The organism is Peribacillus sp. TH16 (assembly GCF_016651095.1).
In the GTDB taxonomy this organism is placed as follows: Bacteria; Bacillota; Bacilli; order Bacillales; family DSM-1321; genus Peribacillus; species Peribacillus butanolivorans.
Genome location: NZ_JAEKEM010000009.1, coordinates 2,350,019 through 2,369,384, shown reverse-complemented (window position 1 = coordinate 2,369,384; position 19,366 = coordinate 2,350,019). Strand labels below are relative to the sequence as shown.

The 19,366-nt window shown below is 39.2% G+C and carries 20 protein-coding genes; 13 read left to right on the top strand and 7 right to left on the bottom strand.

Annotated elements, in window-relative coordinates:
• Positions 1-126 precede the first annotated feature (126 nt).
• Positions 127-882 carry a TraR/DksA C4-type zinc finger protein gene (locus JFV29_RS25495; RefSeq protein WP_053348749.1) on the top strand — a complete coding sequence of 252 codons (756 nt, stop codon included), beginning with the start codon at positions 127-129 and terminating at the stop codon, positions 880-882.
• 48 nt (positions 883-930) lie between these two features.
• Here the strand turns inward: JFV29_RS25495 and JFV29_RS25490 are convergent, their stop codons facing one another.
• Entirely contained in the window at positions 931-2,115 is a 1,185-nt protein-coding gene (locus tag JFV29_RS25490; protein WP_342366602.1) for a MalY/PatB family protein, read from the bottom strand.
• A 94-nt stretch (positions 2,116-2,209) separates the two neighbouring features.
• Here JFV29_RS25490 and JFV29_RS25485 point away from each other — a divergent pair, with 94 nt between their 5' ends.
• Positions 2,210-2,470, top strand: a complete 261-nt coding sequence (locus tag JFV29_RS25485) for a DUF1871 family protein (protein ID WP_201187156.1) — start codon at positions 2,210-2,212, stop codon at positions 2,468-2,470.
• Between the two features lie 39 nt (positions 2,471-2,509).
• Here the strand turns inward: JFV29_RS25485 and JFV29_RS25480 are convergent, their stop codons facing one another.
• Positions 2,510-3,355, bottom strand: coding sequence for an alpha/beta fold hydrolase (locus JFV29_RS25480; RefSeq protein WP_201187154.1), 846 nt, complete (start codon positions 3,353-3,355; stop codon positions 2,510-2,512).
• A 327-nt stretch (positions 3,356-3,682) separates the two neighbouring features.
• Between JFV29_RS25480 and JFV29_RS25475 the strand changes: the two genes are divergently transcribed.
• Together JFV29_RS25475 and JFV29_RS25470 are read left to right on the top strand one after the other, a co-directional pair.
• Complete coding sequence (locus tag JFV29_RS25475) at positions 3,683-4,183, top strand: Lrp/AsnC family transcriptional regulator (RefSeq protein WP_053348753.1); 501 nt, start codon at positions 3,683-3,685, stop codon at positions 4,181-4,183.
• On the top strand, positions 4,180-5,346 hold the full coding sequence (locus JFV29_RS25470; protein WP_056525678.1) for an aminotransferase: 1,167 nt from the start codon (positions 4,180-4,182) through the stop codon (positions 5,344-5,346). Before JFV29_RS25475 ends, JFV29_RS25470 begins: the two co-directional genes overlap by 4 nt.
• 163 nt (positions 5,347-5,509) lie before the next feature.
• Here JFV29_RS25470 and JFV29_RS25465 read toward each other — a convergent pair whose 3' ends face one another.
• Entirely contained in the window at positions 5,510-5,863 is a 354-nt protein-coding gene (locus tag JFV29_RS25465; RefSeq protein ID WP_053348755.1) for a helix-turn-helix domain-containing protein, read from the bottom strand.
• Between the two features lie 482 nt (positions 5,864-6,345).
• Between JFV29_RS25465 and yugI the strand changes: the two genes are divergently transcribed.
• Positions 6,346-6,750 (top strand): S1 domain-containing post-transcriptional regulator GSP13, encoded by a 405-nt coding sequence (yugI, locus tag JFV29_RS25460; protein WP_201187152.1) that lies wholly within the window; start codon positions 6,346-6,348, stop codon positions 6,748-6,750.
• A gap of 488 nt (positions 6,751-7,238) precedes the next feature.
• On the opposite strand, the gene JFV29_RS25455 is transcribed toward yugI, so the two are convergent.
• Positions 7,239-7,472: a DUF378 domain-containing protein gene (locus JFV29_RS25455; RefSeq protein ID WP_056525676.1), complete on the bottom strand. Its 234-nt coding sequence runs from the start codon at positions 7,470-7,472 to the stop codon at positions 7,239-7,241.
• Positions 7,473-7,681: 209 nt separating this feature from the next.
• On the opposite strand from JFV29_RS25455, the gene JFV29_RS25450 reads away from it, so the two are divergent.
• From JFV29_RS25450 to JFV29_RS25435, 4 genes are all read left to right on the top strand, one after another.
• On the top strand, positions 7,682-8,845 hold the full coding sequence (locus JFV29_RS25450; RefSeq protein ID WP_201187151.1) for an iron-containing alcohol dehydrogenase: 1,164 nt from the start codon (positions 7,682-7,684) through the stop codon (positions 8,843-8,845).
• A 153-nt stretch (positions 8,846-8,998) separates the two neighbouring features.
• Complete coding sequence (locus JFV29_RS25445; protein WP_053348759.1) at positions 8,999-10,345, top strand: glucose-6-phosphate isomerase; 1,347 nt, start codon at positions 8,999-9,001, stop codon at positions 10,343-10,345.
• 288 nt (positions 10,346-10,633) lie between these two features.
• On the top strand, positions 10,634-10,825 hold the full coding sequence (locus JFV29_RS25440; protein WP_201187149.1) for a hypothetical protein: 192 nt from the start codon (positions 10,634-10,636) through the stop codon (positions 10,823-10,825).
• 71 nt (positions 10,826-10,896) lie between these two features.
• A complete protein-coding gene (locus JFV29_RS25435) occupies positions 10,897-11,301 on the top strand; it encodes a YugN-like family protein (RefSeq protein ID WP_056525664.1) in 405 nt (134 codons plus the stop codon).
• Here the strand turns inward: JFV29_RS25435 and JFV29_RS25430 are convergent.
• The gene (locus tag JFV29_RS25430; RefSeq protein WP_201187147.1) at positions 11,298-12,290 is read right to left on the bottom strand and encodes a potassium channel family protein; all 993 of its coding nucleotides are present in this window, start codon (positions 12,288-12,290) and stop codon (positions 11,298-11,300) included. The genes JFV29_RS25435 and JFV29_RS25430 overlap by 4 nt on opposite strands.
• Before the next feature lie 545 nt (positions 12,291-12,835).
• Positions 12,836-14,122, bottom strand: coding sequence for a glycosyl hydrolase family 18 protein (locus tag JFV29_RS25425; protein WP_201187145.1), 1,287 nt, complete (start codon positions 14,120-14,122; stop codon positions 12,836-12,838).
• Between the two features lie 168 nt (positions 14,123-14,290).
• On the opposite strand from JFV29_RS25425, the gene JFV29_RS25420 reads away from it, so the two are divergent.
• On the top strand, positions 14,291-14,494 hold the full coding sequence (locus tag JFV29_RS25420; RefSeq protein WP_053348762.1) for an alpha/beta-type small acid-soluble spore protein: 204 nt from the start codon (positions 14,291-14,293) through the stop codon (positions 14,492-14,494).
• Between the two features lie 63 nt (positions 14,495-14,557).
• Here JFV29_RS25420 and JFV29_RS25415 read toward each other — a convergent pair whose 3' ends face one another.
• Positions 14,558-15,301 (bottom strand): glycerophosphodiester phosphodiesterase, encoded by a 744-nt coding sequence (locus JFV29_RS25415; RefSeq protein WP_201187143.1) that lies wholly within the window; start codon positions 15,299-15,301, stop codon positions 14,558-14,560.
• A 151-nt stretch (positions 15,302-15,452) separates the two neighbouring features.
• Here JFV29_RS25415 and JFV29_RS25410 point away from each other — a divergent pair, with 151 nt between their 5' ends.
• From JFV29_RS25410 to JFV29_RS25400, 3 genes are all read left to right on the top strand, one after another.
• Positions 15,453-16,280 carry an undecaprenyl-diphosphate phosphatase gene (locus tag JFV29_RS25410; protein ID WP_053348764.1) on the top strand — a complete coding sequence of 276 codons (828 nt, stop codon included), beginning with the start codon at positions 15,453-15,455 and terminating at the stop codon, positions 16,278-16,280.
• Between the two features lie 376 nt (positions 16,281-16,656).
• Positions 16,657-17,979, top strand: a complete 1,323-nt coding sequence (locus JFV29_RS25405) for an APC family permease (RefSeq protein WP_201187141.1) — start codon at positions 16,657-16,659, stop codon at positions 17,977-17,979.
• Positions 17,980-18,127: 148 nt separating this feature from the next.
• Entirely contained in the window at positions 18,128-19,321 is a 1,194-nt protein-coding gene (locus JFV29_RS25400; RefSeq protein WP_201187139.1) for an MFS transporter, read from the top strand.
• Positions 19,322-19,366: the final 45 nt, after the last annotated feature.

The window sequence follows — 19,366 nt, the reverse complement described above, 5'->3', positions numbered from 1 at the left end:
TCTTTTTGAATTTTATTAGTTTTTGTTCTCTCTTCCGATTTATTCTTGAGGTAAAAAGTACCTTTATGGAATGAAGTAAAGATAGAAATACTAGAGAGAAGAAACGATTATGAAAGGATGTTGCACATGCTATCTAATCAGCAAATAAAAAGCTTTCAACAGCAATTGCAGCACACAAAGCAGGAGTTGGAAAAGCAATTAAATGACTCGGGTGACTTTGGTTTAAGAAGAAGTCAAGATGATTCGACTGGTGAGTTATCGAGCTATGATAATCATCCTGGTGATCAAGGAACAGAATTATATGAGCGTGAAAAAGATTTGGCGCTGGGTGAGCATGTCCGAGATGAAATTAGGGATATTAATCGAGCCCTTCAAGCAATTGATGCAGGAGAGTATGGGAAATGTGAAGTTTGTTCAAAAGAAATTCCTCTTGACCGTTTGAGCATTATCCCGACGACTACCTTTTGTGTTGAACATTCGCCATCTCAAGAAACTTCTGACAATCGGCCGGTAGAAGAGGAAGTGTTGGGACCTCCATTTGGAAGGTTTGATTATGATGGGCGGGACGAATCGGTTGCATTCGATGCGGAGGATTCATGGCAGGAAGTTGCTAGCTATGGAACATCTGAAACGCCTTCTGATTTTGCTTATCCTCCTAACGATTATGAAGATATGTATGTCGAGTCTGAAGAAAATATTGGGTATGTTGAAGATTATGAAAATTTTGTTGGCGTGGATATATACGGTAAGGAGATAACGGTCTATCCTAACTCCCAGTATCAAGAATTGAAGGAAACACTTATTGAAGAAAATATACAAACATCGATTGGGGATCTGCCTCGTTATGAGCATGATCCATATGTAGAAGAAGAGAAGGACTAATAGAAAAAAGCAAAGAACCAGGCTTCAAACCTGGTTCTTTGTTATTTCTTATGAAAAAGCCACTTTTAATCGATTAAGCCCATCCAACAGCACACTGCGTGAACAACCAATATTCATCCGGACGAAACCTTCTCCGCCTGGGCCATATTTTGAACCAGGCTCTAATGCGAGCTTCCCTTGATTGATCAGTCGTTCCTTAATTTCCTTGTCGTTCAATCCTAGATCACGGCAGTCAATCCATAAAAGGTAAGAGGCATCCGGATGCATGACGTGCAGTGCAGGAATTTCAGCAGCAATGAATTCCTCTGCCACTTTTATATTCTCCTCGATGTAAGCAATCATGTCTTTCAGCCAGGGTAAGCCCTCTCGATACGCGGCTTCCATAGCTGTTAAAGCTAGGATGTTCAGTCCATGAAAGGCCAGTTTCGTTTGAGCCTTTTGCAATTGCTTCTGCAGTTTTTCATTACTGGTGATCAGGAATGAAGCCTGAATGCCGGCTATATTGAATGTTTTACTTGGTGCCATTAACGTAACTGTTATATCCGATAATTGTTCTGAAAGTGAGGCGATGGGATAATGTCTGGATGTTGAATGGAATAAGTCAGCGTGAATCTCATCACTGACTATGATTACATCATATTTTACACAGAGCTCGCCAATCCGCAGGAGTTCGTCTTTTGTCCAAACGCGTCCGCCGGGATTATGTGGACTGCAAAACAGGAATAGTTTCACTCCACTTTTCAGCTTGTCTTCAAAATCCGTAAAATCAATCTTAAAGCGATCGTCTTCTATGATAAGCGGACTGTTGACCACTTCCCGGTCATTATTTTTGACCATATCAAAAAATGGTGTATAGACCGGTGATTGTACCAATATTTTATCACCCGGGTTCGTGAATGCTTGGATCGTTGTACCGATGGCTGAAACGACGCCAGAGCTAAATGAGATCCATTCCTTTGTGATGGGCCAGGAGTGCTGGTCTCTAAGCCAGCTTTGAATTTCGGTGAAAACCGTTTCGGAAGGGACGGTATAACCGAAAATCGGATGATTCAGGCGTTCAATTAACGCTTTTTGAATGCCCTCAGGAGAAGGGAAATCCATATCGGCAACCCACATTGGCAGTACATCTTCTCTTCCATACAATGATTTAAGCGAGTTTTTATCCCATTTTACTGATCCGGTATTTTCCCTGTTAATGTGTTCTTCAAAAATTGACTCTTTCAAAATATCCACCACCGATTTAAAAATTTGTCGTCTTCGCGAAAAGCGTGTTGTTATGATACTATGATATCATGTTCTCTGAATATATTGAGCAGGTGATGATTATATGGATACACAGCAAATGAATTTAGCGTTGGTTGCTATTTTGCAAGAATGGGACCCTTTTCAGATTGGCGGGGAACTATATGAGCCCGAAATTGCGGATACAGTTGTTGCAATCCGAGATATAGATAACCCACAGGAACTGGCGATAAAAATAAAATCTATCTATGAGTTCGCATTTGATGCGCCCGTTATGATGGAAAAATGTCTGGATGTTGCAAAGAAGCTGCTAATCATAAAGAATGATGCCAGCTGCTCGATCTAAAGACTGTGAAGGATGACCCGAAATAAGGGTCATCCTCTTTTATGTTTGGATAGTCGGTGTCCTTAAAAATTCCTTAATTAAGTGATACACTTCTTCGGGATTCTCCTCTGGAAGCAGATGTCCTGAATTTTCTAAGACGGCAAGTTTTGAATTAGGAAGGTCTTTATGTAACCTTTCACCAATCTTCAGGGGTACTACTTTATCATGCCGACCCCAAACAAGCAGACAAGGCGTTTGAATCGAATAAAGGTCCTCCTCTAATAAATCGACTTCCTTATCGCGTAGCATCCTTCCTAGCGCACGAAATATATCATGCTTCTTAATGAATGGTTCTAGATAGCCTTGCCGCATTTCATCATCAATCATGGCTTGATTATGAACAACGTTTTTCAAGTTCTTTTCTATCCCCGACTTTTGTAGATACCGTTTTATTCCGAACGAAAAGAAAGGCAGATAGCTAATCATCTTCATTTTTTCTGAATAGCTAGGCTGATAGCCTGAACCGGCAAGGAGAATGGCATGTTCGACCAGGTCCGGATGTGATTTAATGAGTTGCAAGGAAACCTGGCCACCCATAGAGTGCCCGATGATACTAAATTTCCTGATGTTTTTGCCTTCTAAAAACTGGACAACGGATTTGACGATATTCTGGAAAGAATATGTATATCGATAAGCTTTCCCGCTTTGACCGAATGGAGGAAGATCTATCGAGATTACATTGAAATCTTGGATTAAATAAGGTACTAATTTACGGAAGCTGAAGCTGGATGATAAAAACCCATGCAGTAATACAAGGGTCGGAAAGGAATCATTAATTTGATCATATTCAAAATAGATATCAATATTTCCCACCTGTTCGATGCCTTTAATTGTGTGACCTTCCATATAAAGCTCCTTCTCTATTATTATTTCTCATCTAAATAAAAAGAGATATTGTCTCAATCACAGATTTTCCCTGAAAATCCAAAAATTCTGTCCTTTAACGCTGTTGCATAACAGTAATTGTAATAATAACCATGAAAAAAGACAATTACTATAACAGGTTTTCAATCAATTTTGATATAATAGTGTAAGTTTATCCTGACAGAATAGGACTTATTAATTTATATTGTCGTACTTGATTCTATAAAAGTCTAATAAGGTAATTCATCAGACTATCTGCCAGCCAAACATCACGTCTAAATTAGTGAATTCCAAAAGGGGGGTTTTCCAATGCACTTGAATGAAGAGGAATTGGAAGTCTTGAGAATCATTGAAAATAACAGCCGGATTGATCTGAAGGATTTGGCGAAAATGACCGAGTTATCAGAAGCGGACATTGAAGTAACATTAAAAAAATTAGAAGACATGCGTGTGATTGTCCGTTATTTAACAGTTATTAACTGGGCAAAAGTGGATGAATACCATGGTGTCACTGCGATGATTGATGTAAAAGTTACACCAAAACGCGGTGTTGGTTTCGATGAGGTCGCAAAACGAATTTACCGGTTTAAAGAAGTAGAGTCCGTCTATTTAATGTCTGGAGCCTATGATCTTTCCGTCATCGTCGAGGGACGTTCGATGAATGAAGTGGCAAGCTTTGTATCAGAAAAACTTTCGACACTTGATTCTGTTATATCTACTACGACTCACTTTATTATGAAAAAATACAAGCATGACGGCACTATATTTGATCAAACTGAAGAAGATAAGCGGATAGTGGTGTCACCATGATTAAAACGAGTTATGTTTCAAGGACAATTGCAGAGCTAAAACCATCAGGAATTCGCCGCTTCTTCGACTTGGCTGCCAATTTGGAGGGTGTCGTCTCACTTGGTGTAGGTGAACCAGATTTCGTTACATCATGGGCAGTAAGGGAAGCAGCTATCAACTCATTGGAGGAAGGATATACCTCATATACAGCTAATGCCGGATTATTTGAATTAAGGTCAGAGATCAGCAAATATATGGAGAAGCAGTTCCATGTTTCGTATAGACCTGAGGATCAAATTATTGTAACGGTTGGAGCAAGCCAGGCGCTCGATATTACGCTGAGAACTATTTTGAATCCAGGTGAAGAAGTTATCGTCGTCGAACCTTGTTTTGTCGCCTATGCACCCCTAGTGACCATGGCAGGGGGGATTCCAGTCACGGTTCAAACCTCTAAGGATGATGACTTTAAGTTAACACCCGAACAACTTGAAGCGGCGATTACTCCTAAAACGAAGGCCGTTTTAATCTGTTCGCCGAATAACCCTACAGGTACTCAACTTGAGCAGGCAGAATTAGTGATGCTTGCTGATATCGTTAAAAAACATGATTTACTAGTTATTTCCGATGAAATCTATGCGGAGCTTGCTTATGATGAGGTATTCACTTCTTTTGCAGCTATTGATGGCATGATGGAACGTACAATCGTAATCAATGGATTTTCTAAAGGTTTTGCGATGACTGGATGGCGTCTAGGATTTGTATGTGCGCCTAAAGAAATTTCTGAAGCAATGCTGAAGCTTCACCAATATGCGATGATGTGTGCCCCAACTATGGCGCAGCATGCAGCATTGGAAGCATTAAAGCACGGGATGCAAGATGTGGAAGAGATGCGAAGGAGTTATCGAAGAAGAAGGAATTATATAGTGAAATCGTTCAATGACATCGGTCTGGACTGTCATAAACCAGGAGGGGCCTTTTATGCTTTTCCATCTATCGAAAAAACAGGGATGACTTCGATGGAATTTGCAGAAAGACTTCTGAAGGAAGAACTAGTTGCTGTTGTGCCGGGAGATGTATTTGGAGAAAGCGGTGAAGGGCATATCCGTTGTTCTTACGCTTCTTCCATGGAGCATCTTCAAGAAGCACTGAAAAGAATGGAACGTTTCATGAAGAATCATTGTTGAATAAAAGCAAAAAAATAGGGATCCTGTCGTTACTTACGACGGATCCCTTTTCCATAGGGGGAATTAGAAAAAAGAGTTAATCTAATGGATTAACATAGAAAGTGTTAATCATAGTATATCCGATAATTTGGAAAAAATACATGTACAACCAGCATTATTTTAATTAAGTTTGTGTGTTATATAATTTATTCATAACATTCAGAATTTGCTCTTCACTAAAATCTTTAGCTGTTCTTAGGATAAGTATTGCCTTTTCGGTTCCAATCTCCTCAATTAGCTTTTCGATTTCCTCGTCAACACCAGCGGCATTCACTGTTGGACTAACTTTTAAAAATTCTGAAGCTGGAATATCAAGAACGGTAGAAAGCCGCAAAATGGTTTGTGTATCAGGGACTGACTCACCTGATTCATACATTTCAATTTTCTTGGTGCCAATACGTAATTTTAAAGCCAGTTCCTGTTGAGTGAGGTTATGATCTTCTCGGTACTGACGGATGTTCTTCGCGATATTTGACATTGTCAAGCACTCCTTTATCAGGAAATATTCTTTATATGATTATTTTACCATATTATAGTATAAGTAAAGTGAATGAATATGTATGTTTTGTGAAAAAATGCCACATCGAGAAAATATCGAAGCGGCGTATTTGGGATGTTACATTAGATTTATCTACTTGAGAAACACGGGGATAATCATGATTGGTACGATGGAGCGAATCAAGAAATACCAAACTCTTCAACATTAGGTAGTGTTTTAAAATTACAATCTTTAGAAAAATAAGTGAATATGTTAAAGGAAATCATGTTTAATTGCATATTTTTAGGTTAAGTTATAAATAACAATCTTATAATAATAAGTATTTCCAAAAAACAAACATTTTTATTGAGTAAAAACCTAAAAAGTATGATATACTTAACTTTGATTATTTTCCAATTATGTGATATAATTTTTTATTGCGTGAAAAGACGAAAAAATATATATAAAATAGGAGTGTTACCATGTCTGAAAAATTCGAAATTGGTGCGGTAGTTACTGGCAAAGTAACTGGTATTCAACCATACGGTGCATTTGTTGCTCTAGATGATTCAACTCAAGGTTTAGTTCATATTTCTGAAATTACTCACGGATTCGTAAAAGATATTAACGAACATTTAAAAGTGGGCGATGAAGTAAAAGTTAAAGTGCTTTCTATCGATTCAGCTGCTGGAAAAATTGGCTTATCGATCCGCGCAACAGAAGAAGCTCCTGAGCGTACTGAAGCTCCGAAAAAAGCTCCGAAAAAACGCCAAGCATCTGTTAAAGCAACATCTCACATCGAATCTACTGAAGGCTTCAACTCTTTGAAAGACAAACTTCAAGCTTGGATTGAGCAATCTCAACGCGAAGACCTAATCAAAAAATAATTTTTTTAACCGACAGATCCTTTGATCAGTCGGTTTTTTTGTGCTTATTAGCATTTTCATATAGCATTTCGACCCTTCATATTCAAACCATCAACTCGCCAAAGTGCGGGTTATCTCTGTTTGAACGGTGAAAATAATTGCTTCTATCGGGAACTTTCATGGTCGGACGACGACAGCCATGCCGCTCTCCAATACGAAATATAGAGATGAATTCCACTGGTTTTTATTACTGATAAATTAAGTCAGGTGGAAAATGTTTGCTTGTGATTGAAGAAGAATTGAAGTCGGATATATAAACTCTGTAAAGCTGTAAGAAAATGCGAAAACATCATTCGATTTGTACCTCCGATGTAATTGATAAGCCAGAAATTGATTAGGACTTTGAACGCATTGAAAAAAAGTATTAATTAAAATAAAGCCGGGGCATGAGGTTATCATGGACCGGCTTTATTTATAGGACAAACAAATTATCTATAGACCTAAGACTTTCAACGAGTTGGTTTAGCTTCAGGCTCTCTTGAAACTTCAGGACTTGGTTTGAAGAGAAGACCAAGGTTAATAAGACCGGCAATTCCTACTATTCCATAAACGATACGAGCCAATGCAGCATCTTGTCCGCCGAAGATAGAAGCAACTAAATCGAATTGGAAAAACCCGATTAATCCCCAATTCACAGCACCGATAATTGTAAAAACAAGTGCAGTTCTTTGTATTCCACTCATTGTACAGCCTCCTTTTTTAATAAGTAGTTCTTTATTTATCATGCTTTTTCACCATGCAAATATACATCCGGACAAAACTTCCGAACGGATACTTTGTATTTATATGGAACTTTCGGCATAATGAAGAAAAGCAAAAACTCACCATTGCCCAAGAGGTGGATATTGTGGCCTGAAAAAGAGGACAATGTGTCATAAAAGGAGAGAATGTATTGGAGAATTTTACTTATAAAAATCCTACTAAATTAATTTTTGGGAAAAATCAGCTTGAAAGTCTAAAAACAGAAATTCCACCCTTTGGTGATAAAGTGTTACTTGTATACGGCGGTGGAAGTATAAAGAAAAATGGTCTGTATGATAAGGTAATCACAGCATTAAGGGAGATTAATGCGGAAGTACATGAACTTGCCGGAGTTGAACCGAATCCACGCATTTCTACAGTCCGTAAAGGTGTGGAGCTTTGTAAGGAGCATCAAATCGACTTTGTACTTGCAGTTGGCGGAGGAAGCGTTATTGACGCTACAAAGGCCATTGTTGCAGGTGCGAAATATAAGGGAGACCCATGGGATCTCGTAATTAAAAAGGCACCAGTGAATGAAGCCCTTCCGTTTGGCACAGTGCTGACTATAGCCGCAACTGGTTCTGAAGCAAATCCAGGTTCTGTCATAACAAATTGGGAAACGAAAGAGAAATACGGATGGGGAAGTCCTTTAGTTTATCCGCAATTCTCCATTTTAGATCCCGTAAATACTTTTTCGGTTCCAAGAAATCAAACGGTCTACGGAATGGTTGATATGATGTCACATGTGTTTGAATCATATTTTCATCCAGAAACCCATGCACCTCTTCAGGACCGCTTTTGTGAATCTCTCTTGTTGACGGTCATCGAAACGGCTCCAAAGCTATTGGAAGACCTGGAGAATTATGAGCACCGGTCTACGGTATTATATGCGGGAACACTTGCCTTAAACGGATCTCTAGGGGTTGGTTACAACGGCGATTGGGCTACACATAATATTGAACATGCAGTTTCGGCGGTATATGATATCCCCCATGCTGGAGGATTGGCTATCCTATTTCCAAATTGGATGAAACATGTGCTCCATGAAAATGTCAACCGTTTCAAGCAGGTTGCAGTCCGCGTATTTAATGTAGATCCGAATGGTAAAACGGATGAGGAAGCTGCGCTTGAGGGCATTGAACGACTTCGTACATTTTGGAGCAGCTTAGGGGCGCCGACACGTCTTGCGGATTATGGTATCGACGACTCGCAGTTAGAGATCATGGCCGATAAAGCCATGAGCAGAGGAGATTTTGGCCAATTTAAAGTGTTGAATCGCGAAGATGTTCTTGCCATTTTACGGGCTTCGTTATAATTCGAGTTATAAAGCTGAGTTCTCCCATCACAAATGTTGGGAGAAATTCTTAAACGAAGGGTATAATCTGATGTTTACTTTATCGATTCCTTGATTATGATTAATACATCAGATAAAGTGAAAGAGAATCTTAAAATTAGAGGAGGAATTGGCTTGGCCCATTTACATTTCGATTATTCAAAGGCTCTACCGTTTTTTGGAAAGCATGAAATGACTTATTTACAGGATGCTGTAAAAGTGGCACACCATTCTCTGCATGAACAGACAGGGGCAGGCAATGAGTATCTTGGCTGGATTGATTTACCTGCTAATTATGATAAGGAAGAATTCTCAAGGATTAAAAAAGCAGCCGCTAAAATAAAAGATGATTCAGATGTGTTATTGGTTATCGGAATTGGCGGATCCTACTTAGGGGCACGTGCTGCCATTGAGATGCTTCAACATAGTTTTTATAATCTTTTGCCTTCGGACAAAAGAAATACACCACAAATTATATTTGTCGGTAACAATATCAGCTCTACATATATGCAAGATGTTATGGATTTATTGGCGGATAAGGATTTCTCCATCAATGTAATTTCAAAATCGGGCACGACAACTGAACCTGCTCTTGCGTTCCGAATTTTCCGGAAACTGCTCGAACAAAAATATGGTGTCGAAGAAGCGAAAGGCCGGATTTATGCGACCACTGATAAAGAAAAGGGCGCTTTAAAAACGGTAGCAACTGAAGAGGGCTTCCAAACCTTCGTTATTCCTGACGATGTTGGTGGCCGTTATTCAGTATTAACAGCAGTAGGGTTGCTTCCAATTGCAGTGAGCGGTGCAGATATCGACCAAATCATGGAGGGTGCCGAACATGCAAGAGTGGACTTCAGTTCTTCTGAGCTAGCTGATAATCAGGCATACCAGTATGCAGTGGTCCGCAACGTTCTATACAATAAAGGTAAGACTATTGAAATGCTGATAAACTATGAGCCTGGACTTCAGTACTTTTCCGAGTGGTGGAAGCAGTTATTCGGAGAGAGTGAAGGGAAAGACCAAAAAGGAATTTTCCCTGCATCCGCCAACTTTTCAACTGACCTGCATTCATTAGGACAGTATGTTCAGGAAGGACGCCGCGATCTTTTTGAAACGGTCATCAAAGTGGAAAAAGCTCGTCATGAAATTTTAATTGAGGAAGCGGACAATGACTTGGATGGTTTGAATTATTTGGCGGGAGAAACGGTGCAATTTGTCAATAATAAAGCTTTCGAAGGTACGCTGTTAGCTCATACAGACGGTGGTGTTCCAAATCTGATTTTATCGGTGCCGCAGCTGGATGCGTATACATTTGGCTATCTCGTATATTTCTTCGAGAAAGCTTGTGCGATGAGCGGTTACCTACTAGGGGTCAATCCATTTGATCAGCCTGGAGTGGAAGCGTATAAGGTGAACATGTTTGCCCTTCTAGGTAAACCAGGTTATGAAAAGAAAAAAGAGGAGCTCGAACAGCGCCTATAAGCATTTATTAAAAAAGGTATCAAGCTGGATTACACTGTCCAAGCTTGATACCTTTTTTGTTTTTATCTAATTTTAGTAAATGTAAATCAAGGGGAAGTTAAAATACATCCCTGATAATGGTAATCACAATATTAAAATAGAAGTGAGGGATTATGATGCAAGTATCATCGACGACATATTAGGTTCTACAAGTTCTGCAATGGGTAGCTTCTCAGTGCCATCAAAGTGCTTGAGAAACAGAGGAGTGAGCTCTAGGGTGATATTCAGGAAGCTTACCTATCGGATGAAATGGCTGAAGCAATGCAGCAGAAGGTCCAGCAGCTGCAACAAGAAAAGCAGCAAATTGAGACAAATACATCTATTGCAAATGGACGAGACAAAAGAAGCAATAAAGGTGAAGAGACTACGAAAAAGAGTGGGGATAGCTTGGAAATCAGTGACAAAGCTAATCTCCTCTATGCTCAAACGAGGGAGGAATAGTAGTAATCCTCAGGTTTTTTTAAAGCCTTTTTGGTTATGCTAATAAAAAATTAGCGAAAGAGGTTTTTACAATGATTAAAATATCTTCTGAGTTGGAAGGGAAAACATTCGGTTTATTTGATCTGGAGACGAAGTTAAAACCAGAAGGCTATGTGATAGGCGGAGGCTGGGACTATGACCATGGATCTTTTGATTATAAAATGGATGACAGTGATGGTTATCAATTTTTAAGAATTCCTTTCAAGGCTGTTGATGGGTCTCTTGATACGGATGGGGTGATGGTAGAACTTTTACAACCGTTTTTGTTATCTCATAAGTACGAGGATGGTACTGACGATGAAGGAAATATAGGTAACATTGCAGCCTCCTTCAATCAGTTTGCTGAACCGGAAAATCCAGATGCGGAGTTTCCGGAGAACTATATCTCATACGGAAAATCACTAGTCCATGATTTGGAAAAGCTTTTAATACATTAATCTTCAATGATTAGTAGGGTGTCATTATGATGAATGATTATATCTGCAGGGGGTTTGATAATTGTCTCGCCTCCTGAAATGATACCGACTAATAAAATGTTTTTATCAAATAACTTAACGCTCAATTCTTTGAACGACAAACCTGTCCATTCGATATGAGTGGGCAGCTGTTTAATGTTCAAACTCCACTTTTCTATTTTCTCTTCAAACTCTCCTGCCATCCCTTTCCATAAACAATCCTGCATATATTCACTTGCAAACTTATTTGTTTCTACGATACCGTCTGCCCCAGCTCGTAAAGCATTTTCCTTTTGTTCCTGCGTTAAAATTTCTACTAGACAATACACATTCGGATTTAGTCCTTTGACCGCTAGTAACGTTAAAATCGAGAACATGTCGGTTTGAAGTTCATTTTGCTTTAGATCAGCAGTGATAAGAACTCGTATGGCTTGTTTTATATTAGCTTGTTTCAAAACGGAATCTAAGGTTGCTTTTCCTTGTATAAAGTGGATATTTGTTCTGGGAAGCGGGTGCTTTTGTAACGTATCATCTATCAGGACAATAGCTTGATGGTGCTTACTATCATGAATGTCACTGATGATTCTTTTAGAACGACCATTCCAGCCAACGATGATAATATGTCCTCCACTAGAGAACTCCTTTTTTCCTGTTAGATATTGCCTTTCATTGGAGATAGACATTTTAGCAATTTGAGCAAAATAAGAAGTGACCAGGCCGGCACCTGACAAAATGAGGAATATTCCAATGATCTTTCCAATATCCGTCATTGGAGTGTAATCTCCATACCCTACCGTTGACATAGTTACGATTGCCCAATAGATACCATCAAGTAGGGTAGGGAAATTCCGTGGCTCAACTAGATGAATCAGTATACCAAATGAGAGTAAAAATAGCGCGATGATAGAAAGCAATCTAATAAAACGGGGAATCCTTGGAAAGACGGTATTGAATGGTTTGATTCGAATCATGTTTTTTCACACCCCCTAGCTGTCCTTTTTAGTATGGACAAAAAAGGTTTTGCTCATAAGGCTTGGCTGGACAAATTTTGAATGAGTCCCTCTCATGAAAAAAATTTGTCATTATAGTAACAAGGAGTATAGAAGAATCTGAGGGTGAAAACCTGGGTACTATGAAGTTTTTTGATAATAGTAAATAAAAAGGGTTAATGGATAGGTAACAGCTGGATGATTCGATTGTGTATGTGGATGGAACAGGTATCCAATTAATTTATATATGTCGACATCGGATCCAAAGTACCTTCTAGATCAAGGGTTCATAATTCAAACTGAAAAATTTCTTGATGGATTCCTTGATTTTGTCGAGACTGATATCAAAAAGGTTAAAAGCCTAAGCTTCAGCAGGCGATTAAGGAGGAAAAATGATAAAAGCCTTCCGTTAAACGACGGAAGGCTTTTATAGATGAGTCACGTATCCTGGAACTGGACTTTATGCTCGATGTTAGATTATATGCAACACTTTCCGCGATATTCCTGAAAGTTTTACGATTGGCGATTCAAACCCTTCTTCGTACGTTAAAGTTATCGCTTATAAGAAGCCAGTTTTGAGGGAAGGCTAGACCGAGCTTCCAATAACTCATACCTCTTAGATTCAATTCTTTGATTAAATCAAACTTTGCCTGAATAGATCGTGCATCTTCAAACCAGACCTCATGCTGTTTATCCTCAACGTCTGTATATCTAAAATGAGGAGCCTGCGCTTTTTCATCATACTCGATTGATACGTTATTGGTTGCTGCAATCTGGATGGCCTGCTGTGGACTGATGGCCTTGGCAATGGAACCCTGCACAAAGGGCAATGTCCAATCATAGCCATATAGATTTTGCCCCATCAGGATTTTGTTGGCTGGAATATCCGTGATGGCATATTCGAGAACATCGCGGACAGGGCCTATTGGTGATACAGCCATTGCGGGCCCGCCGCTATATCCCCATTCATATGTCATGATGATAACAAAGTCGACAATTTCACCATGTGCTTTATAGTCATGCGCTTCATACCAGCGTCCTTTTTGCTCTGCACTTGTTTTCGGGGCTAGCGCAGTTGATATGAACCATCCTTCTTTTTTGAAACGTTCCTTGGCTTTTCGGAGAAATTGATTATAGGCTTCTTTATCAGACGGCCGTAAAAACTCAAAGTCAAAGTGGATATCCCGGAAACCATATTTCTTCGCAGTTGCAACGATGTTGTTCAGGAACTTATTCTGAACGGAAGTATTCGTTAAGATGATTTGCCCGAGCTCATCGCTGAATTGGTCATTTTCCTGATTTGTGATTACCATCATTAATACATTTTTATTTTCTTTGGCAATGGTAGGAAAGTTGTTGAGCAATGGCTCCTTTAAGGAGCCGTCACGAAGCGCCTGAAAGCTGAAAGGAGCTAAATAGGTTAAATAGGGCGCAGCTTCCCTTGCAGCTGTCTCAAGGGCAGGTGCGACGGTCGTGCCCCGCGGCTCGACATAGCCATTAAATTCAGCTGTCCTTTTCTTTTGTGCAGGAATGTAGAGACGGTATCCAACGGATAAAGATTGATTTTCGGAAATACCATTTATATTTGCCAATTCTTGAACAGGGACACCAACTTTTTTAGATATCGAAGATAAACTATCGCCGGATTGCACGAAATAATAACTGCCGACAATTGGAATGACAAGGGCCTGCCCCGTAACAAGATTATTTGGGTTAGGGATCTTATTTGTTTCCACGAGCCGGTCAACGCTTACGCTATACGTCTGGGCGATGCCAAATAACGTCTGGCCAGGCCTAACCACATGAATTTGCAATTCTTTTCCCTCCTACTGAAAGTTTCCTAACAGTTTATGAGCCTAAAAAGAAATTCATGATAAAGAGCTTTGGATTGAAGGGAACGTAAAGATAAAATAATTCAATAAATTGGCAATAATAATTTAAGCTTAAAATGCTAATTAATATTAGTAGGAGGTGAAAAACACATGGCAAACAACAATAGCAGCAATCAACTAGTAGTAGCTGGTGCAGAGCAAGCTCTACAACAAATGAAGAATGAAATCGCTAGTGAATTTGGCGTAAACTTAGGTGCCGACACTACTGCTCGTGCTAACGGATCTGTTGGTGGAGAAATTACAAAACGTTTAGTGCAAATGGCTGAGCAACAATTAGGCGGATATTCTCGTTAATTAACTGAATAAAAATGGATTAGGAAGAGAAGGAGCATCGTCCTCCTTCTCTTTCGCATTATATTAGTCGCTCGTTTGCCAAGCTTTTAAGATCTTGATTGCCTTTTCAGGAAAGTCCGTCATTATCACATCGACATCCATTTCAGCGAGCCTGATAATGTCAGCTTTATTATTAGCGACCCATGGCCGGACTTTGTATCCAAGTTTCTTCGCATAGTGATTAATAGTTTCAGTCAGGCTGTTTCTATCAGGGTGGAACCCAGCTTCTTTTTTTGCGCTTAAGATTTCTTCGATGTTCTCAGGCAGTCCCTCAAACAATAAGGCCCGCTCGATTTCAGGAGCCAGCTTCTTCACCTTTTCAATTGATTGATGATTGAAGGAGGATAGAATTACCCGATTTTCCAATCGATACTGACGAATTAAATCAACAATTTTCTGTTCAATTCCTTCATATGGGAGCTTATCCGTTTTGATTTCGATATTCATCAACATTGTATTATCTATAGCCCAGTCGAAAATTTCTTTTAAAAAAGGAATCGGTTCTCCTTGGAATTCCTCAGAAAATTTGCTCCCGGCATCTGCTGTTTTCAATTTTTGTGCTGAACAATCTTTTACATAACCTAAAAGAGAAGTAGTTCGGTCAAGTGTTTCGTCATGGATAACGATCATTTCTCCATCTGAACTAAGATGGACGTCAAACTCAATTCCCTCAGCCCCGATTCGTGCTGCCTCTTTAAAAGCGGCCATAGTATTTTCAGGATGTGTTCCTTTGGACCCTCTATGGGCGAAAATTTGGATGTTTTTCAAGTTCATCACTCCTTTTAGAATTTATCTTAATACCTATCATACATGTACCCCAAATTTCTTTCAGCAATGTTTAATAGACAATATATTAAACAACTAGTACAATACTAATGGTATTTCCATAAATAGGTGTGCGAATTATGAGGTGAAAATAATGAATATGTGGGAAATCTTTGTAGCGGTTATCCTTGGACTAGTAGAAGGATTAACTGAATTTGCTCCTGTATCATCTACAGGGCATATGATTATTGTTGATGACATATGGCTGAAATCGAACGAGCTTTTTGGAAGTGAAGTGGCCAATGCATTTAAAGTTGTAATCCAGCTTGGATCGATTCTTGCTGTAGTCGTTCTCTTCTGGGGTCGATTCATGGACTTGCTTGGTTTAAGGAAAATGAAAAACCCATCTGCTCCAGGGGGGCAAAAGCTCAACCTATTGCAGATAATCGTCGGTTTGTTACCTGCTGCCGTATTAGGTTTATTGTTTGAAGATTATATTGATGAAAATTTATTTACAATGAAGACGGTTATCGTTGGATTAATCTTGGGCGCATTTTTGATGATTGCTGCGGATAAATTCCGTCCGAAGGTGACTGCTGAAACGGTTGATCAAATTACTTATAAACAAGCCCTTGGGGTCGGGTTAATTCAATGTTTGTCCCTATGGCCGGGATTTTCCCGCTCAGGTTCAACGATATCAGGCGGTGTGCTATTAGGTATGAGCTACCGGGCGGCTTCTGATTTCACTTTTATCATGGCAGTTCCAATCATGGCTGGTGCCAGTTTGTTGAAAATTATAAAATATTGGGATATTTTCACACCTGAAGTTCTGCCATTTTTTATCGCAGGCTTTATCAGCGCATTTATTTTTGCGTTATTCTGTATCCGCTTTTTCTTGGTTTTAATTAATAAAGTTAAATTGACTCCTTTTGCCATCTATCGGATTGTCGTGGCAGTTGTGCTTATGTTTATTTTTTGGTAATACGAACTTAATGCTTAAGGAATATCACATCCATCCCTTTTATAAGGGGTGGTTTTTTTGTATTTTTTTAAAAATAATGCAGAAAGTTTTCCTTAAATATAGCGAACGATTTTATAATAAAATAATTTTTAATTCGCAATTAGTCGATAAATAATCGTTTAATTCCTAAATGTTAAAAAAATATTCGGTTTTAAGGTGTCTAATTCAGAATTAGAAAAAAATAAATAAATTTTAATAAAACGCTCTCAGTGCAGGAATACCAACAGTTTCAGACGATGATGTAATATTCAAACTATTGCATAAACTATTCCCAAATAATTTTTATGATATAATTTTAATATAAAATAAGTACATGTGTACACGTCGGGAGGACATCATGGGGAATGACCAATTGAAGAAAACGATTGGCTTTTGGGTTGGAACATCTATTGTAGTTGGTACAGTTATCGGCTCTGGTATTTTCATGAAGCCTGGTGACGTGCTTGAGTTAAGTGGTAATTCAACAATGGCTTTATTAGCTTGGTTGATTGGTGGTTTAATTACACTAGCTAGCGGATTGACAATTGCTGAAGTAAGTACACGCATTCCTAAAACGGGTGGTTTATATGTCTATTTAGAGGAAGTGTACGGAAAAGTATGGGGATTTCTGTGCGGCTGGGTTCAAACATTAGTATATGGTCCTGCAGTTATGGGCGCACTCAGTTTATATTTTGGGTTGTTAGTGGTAGGTCTATTTAATATCTCTACGGATTATACATTGTTTATAGGAATTCTAACGATTGTATTTTTAGCCGGTATGAATCTGCTAGGGACGAAATACGGCGGTATGATACAAGCATTATCAACGGTTGGTAAATTGATTCCGATTATTTTCATTGCAGTATTCGGAATTGCACAAGGTGAGATGCCTGTATTCAATATAGATAGTGAAAGTTCAATGAAAATCAGTATGGCCGGTGCCATTTTGGCTACACTTTGGGCATATGACGGCTGGATGAATGTCGGCTTCATGGCAGGCGAAATGAAAAATCCACAGAAAAATTTGCCACGAGCGATTATTACGGGAATTCTTGTGGTCATGGTTGCTTACTTAGCTGTAAACCTTGCTATGCTTCATGTATTGGGTGCAGAGGGAATTATAGCTAATGGAACAAATGCAGCAAACGTTGCGGCCACACTTCTTTTTGGAGAATTGGGTGGGAAATTAATAGCGATCGGAATATTGGTTTCAATTTTCGGTTGTTTGAACGGGAAACTTCTAACCTTTCCGCGTATAACACTAGCAATGGCGGATAATAAAATGATGCCTGGTCATAAACAAATCAGTAAAATATCTCCCAAGTTTAAAACACCTATTAATGCAACCATTTTACAAGTGGTCATAGCGATTATCTTGATGGTTGTAACAAATCCCGACAAACTTACCAATATGGCAATATTCTCTGTCTTTAGTTTTTATGGGCTTGCCTTCTTTGCGGTCTTCATCTTACGCAAAAAAGACCCGGATGCAAAAACGTATAAAGTACCTTTTTATCCGCTAGTTCCTATTATAGCGATTGCTGGTGCAGTTTATATTGTTGTGAGCACATTAATTGATACACCGTTAGATGCTCTTTACTCGGTAATTATTGTGATCGTGGGTATGCCGGTATACTGGTTGCTTACAAAAAATGAGCGGAATGAGAAGCAATCAAATTAATGATTTAAGAAAACCCTTCGCTTTTGCGGTGAAGGGTTTTTCTTATGAATCTAAAATCTTTCCGTTCAACAACTTATGGCGAAATAGACAACTCAGGCAGATAGTATTAACATAAGAGAAAGTTTAATTTTGAAAGGTTTGAACAACAGTGAATTATATTGAGCCTGCTGGTAAATCATTCAGAAAGACAATCTTGGCTTTATTTCTTGGAAGCTTTGTAACATTTGCCGATTTATATAGTACTCAACCAGTCATTCCGGTATTCGCAAAACAATTCGGAGTCTCTCCAGCGGTGGCAAGCCTGACACTATCTTTCGCTACAGGGACGCTTGCCATTTGTTTATTGCTTGTTTCCTTTTTCTCTGAAAATATCGATAGGAAAAAGATAATGGGTACAGCGCTCACATTGTCTGCATTGTTATCTATATGTGTCAGCTTTATTCAAGACGACCTATACATCTTGATCGCAATCAGAGCGGTTCAAGGAGCGGTGCTTGCAGGTTTCCCCGCGATAGCAATGGCCTATATCAGTGAAGAATTTCATCCGAAAAGTCTGGGCTATGTGATGGGAATCTACGTGAGCGGTTCGAGTATCGGCGGACTGGCGGGCAGGCTCATTGTAGGAGTGCTGACTGATCATTTCTCATGGAATATAGCGATAGGTAGTCTTGGGGCTTTGAGTTTGATTATTAGTCTAGCCTTTTGGTGGATGCTTCCTCCTTCACAGCATGCTGTTCGCAATAAAATATCGTTGTCGAGAATTAAAAATTCACTTATTAACAACTTAAGGAATACTAGACTAGTACTCTTATTCGGCATGGCATTCTTATTAATGGGCTCGTTTGTGACTGTTTATAACTTTGTAGGTATACCATTAATGGGACCGCCGTATCATTTATCACAGACATTGATTGGTTTCATTTTTATTATCTATCTCGTTGGGACATTTAGTTCAACGTGGATGGGAAAGCTGGCGGATCAATTTAGTCGAAGGCTCGTTCTACTTTCCGGAATAGCCATCATGCTAATGGGTGCCCTTTTAACCTTATTAGGACCACTTTTATTAAAAATAATGGGTCTGGCACTTTTTACATTTGGTTTTTTTGGAGCTCATTCAATTGCGAGCAGTTGGGTCGGAAGGTTAGCTAAAAAAAGTGAGAAGGCACAAGCCTCCTCTTTATACCTTTTGTTTTACTATGCAGGGTCTAGTGTCGTAGGGGCATCGGGTGGCCTATTTCTGATGAAGTTCGGCTGGAGCGGGGTCATTTCAGCAGTATCCATCTTAATCATTCTCGCTGCCGTGTGTGCCATGATGGTTGAAAAGGTGAAAATCGCTCAATAAAAGTATCTTTTCTATCATATTTGCCGAATTTCTGAATATAATCTA

What these genes read in the sequence shown, in the direction of transcription:
- JFV29_RS25475 (WP_053348753.1), top strand. Translation starts at nt 3,683, where the DNA reads ATGCACTTGAATGAAGAGGAATTGGAAGTCTTGAGAATCATTGAAAAT.
- JFV29_RS25435 (WP_056525664.1), top strand. Translation starts at nt 10,897, where the DNA reads ATGATTAAAATATCTTCTGAGTTGGAAGGGAAAACATTCGGTTTATTT.
- JFV29_RS25480 (WP_201187154.1), bottom strand. Translation starts at nt 3,355, where the DNA reads ATGGAAGGTCACACAATTAAAGGCATCGAACAGGTGGGAAATATTGAT.
- JFV29_RS25420 (WP_053348762.1), top strand. Translation starts at nt 14,291, where the DNA reads ATGGCAAACAACAATAGCAGCAATCAACTAGTAGTAGCTGGTGCAGAG.
- yugI (WP_201187152.1), top strand. Translation starts at nt 6,346, where the DNA reads ATGTCTGAAAAATTCGAAATTGGTGCGGTAGTTACTGGCAAAGTAACT.
- JFV29_RS25430 (WP_201187147.1), bottom strand. Translation starts at nt 12,290, where the DNA reads ATGATTCGAATCAAACCATTCAATACCGTCTTTCCAAGGATTCCCCGT.
- JFV29_RS25465 (WP_053348755.1), bottom strand. Translation starts at nt 5,863, where the DNA reads ATGTCAAATATCGCGAAGAACATCCGTCAGTACCGAGAAGATCATAAC.
- JFV29_RS25495 (WP_053348749.1), top strand. Translation starts at nt 127, where the DNA reads ATGCTATCTAATCAGCAAATAAAAAGCTTTCAACAGCAATTGCAGCAC.
- JFV29_RS25470 (WP_056525678.1), top strand. Translation starts at nt 4,180, where the DNA reads ATGATTAAAACGAGTTATGTTTCAAGGACAATTGCAGAGCTAAAACCA.
- JFV29_RS25410 (WP_053348764.1), top strand. Translation starts at nt 15,453, where the DNA reads ATGAATATGTGGGAAATCTTTGTAGCGGTTATCCTTGGACTAGTAGAA.
- JFV29_RS25455 (WP_056525676.1), bottom strand. Translation starts at nt 7,472, where the DNA reads ATGAGTGGAATACAAAGAACTGCACTTGTTTTTACAATTATCGGTGCT.
- JFV29_RS25485 (WP_201187156.1), top strand. Translation starts at nt 2,210, where the DNA reads ATGGATACACAGCAAATGAATTTAGCGTTGGTTGCTATTTTGCAAGAA.
- JFV29_RS25405 (WP_201187141.1), top strand. Translation starts at nt 16,657, where the DNA reads ATGGGGAATGACCAATTGAAGAAAACGATTGGCTTTTGGGTTGGAACA.
- JFV29_RS25440 (WP_201187149.1), top strand. Translation starts at nt 10,634, where the DNA reads ATGGCTGAAGCAATGCAGCAGAAGGTCCAGCAGCTGCAACAAGAAAAG.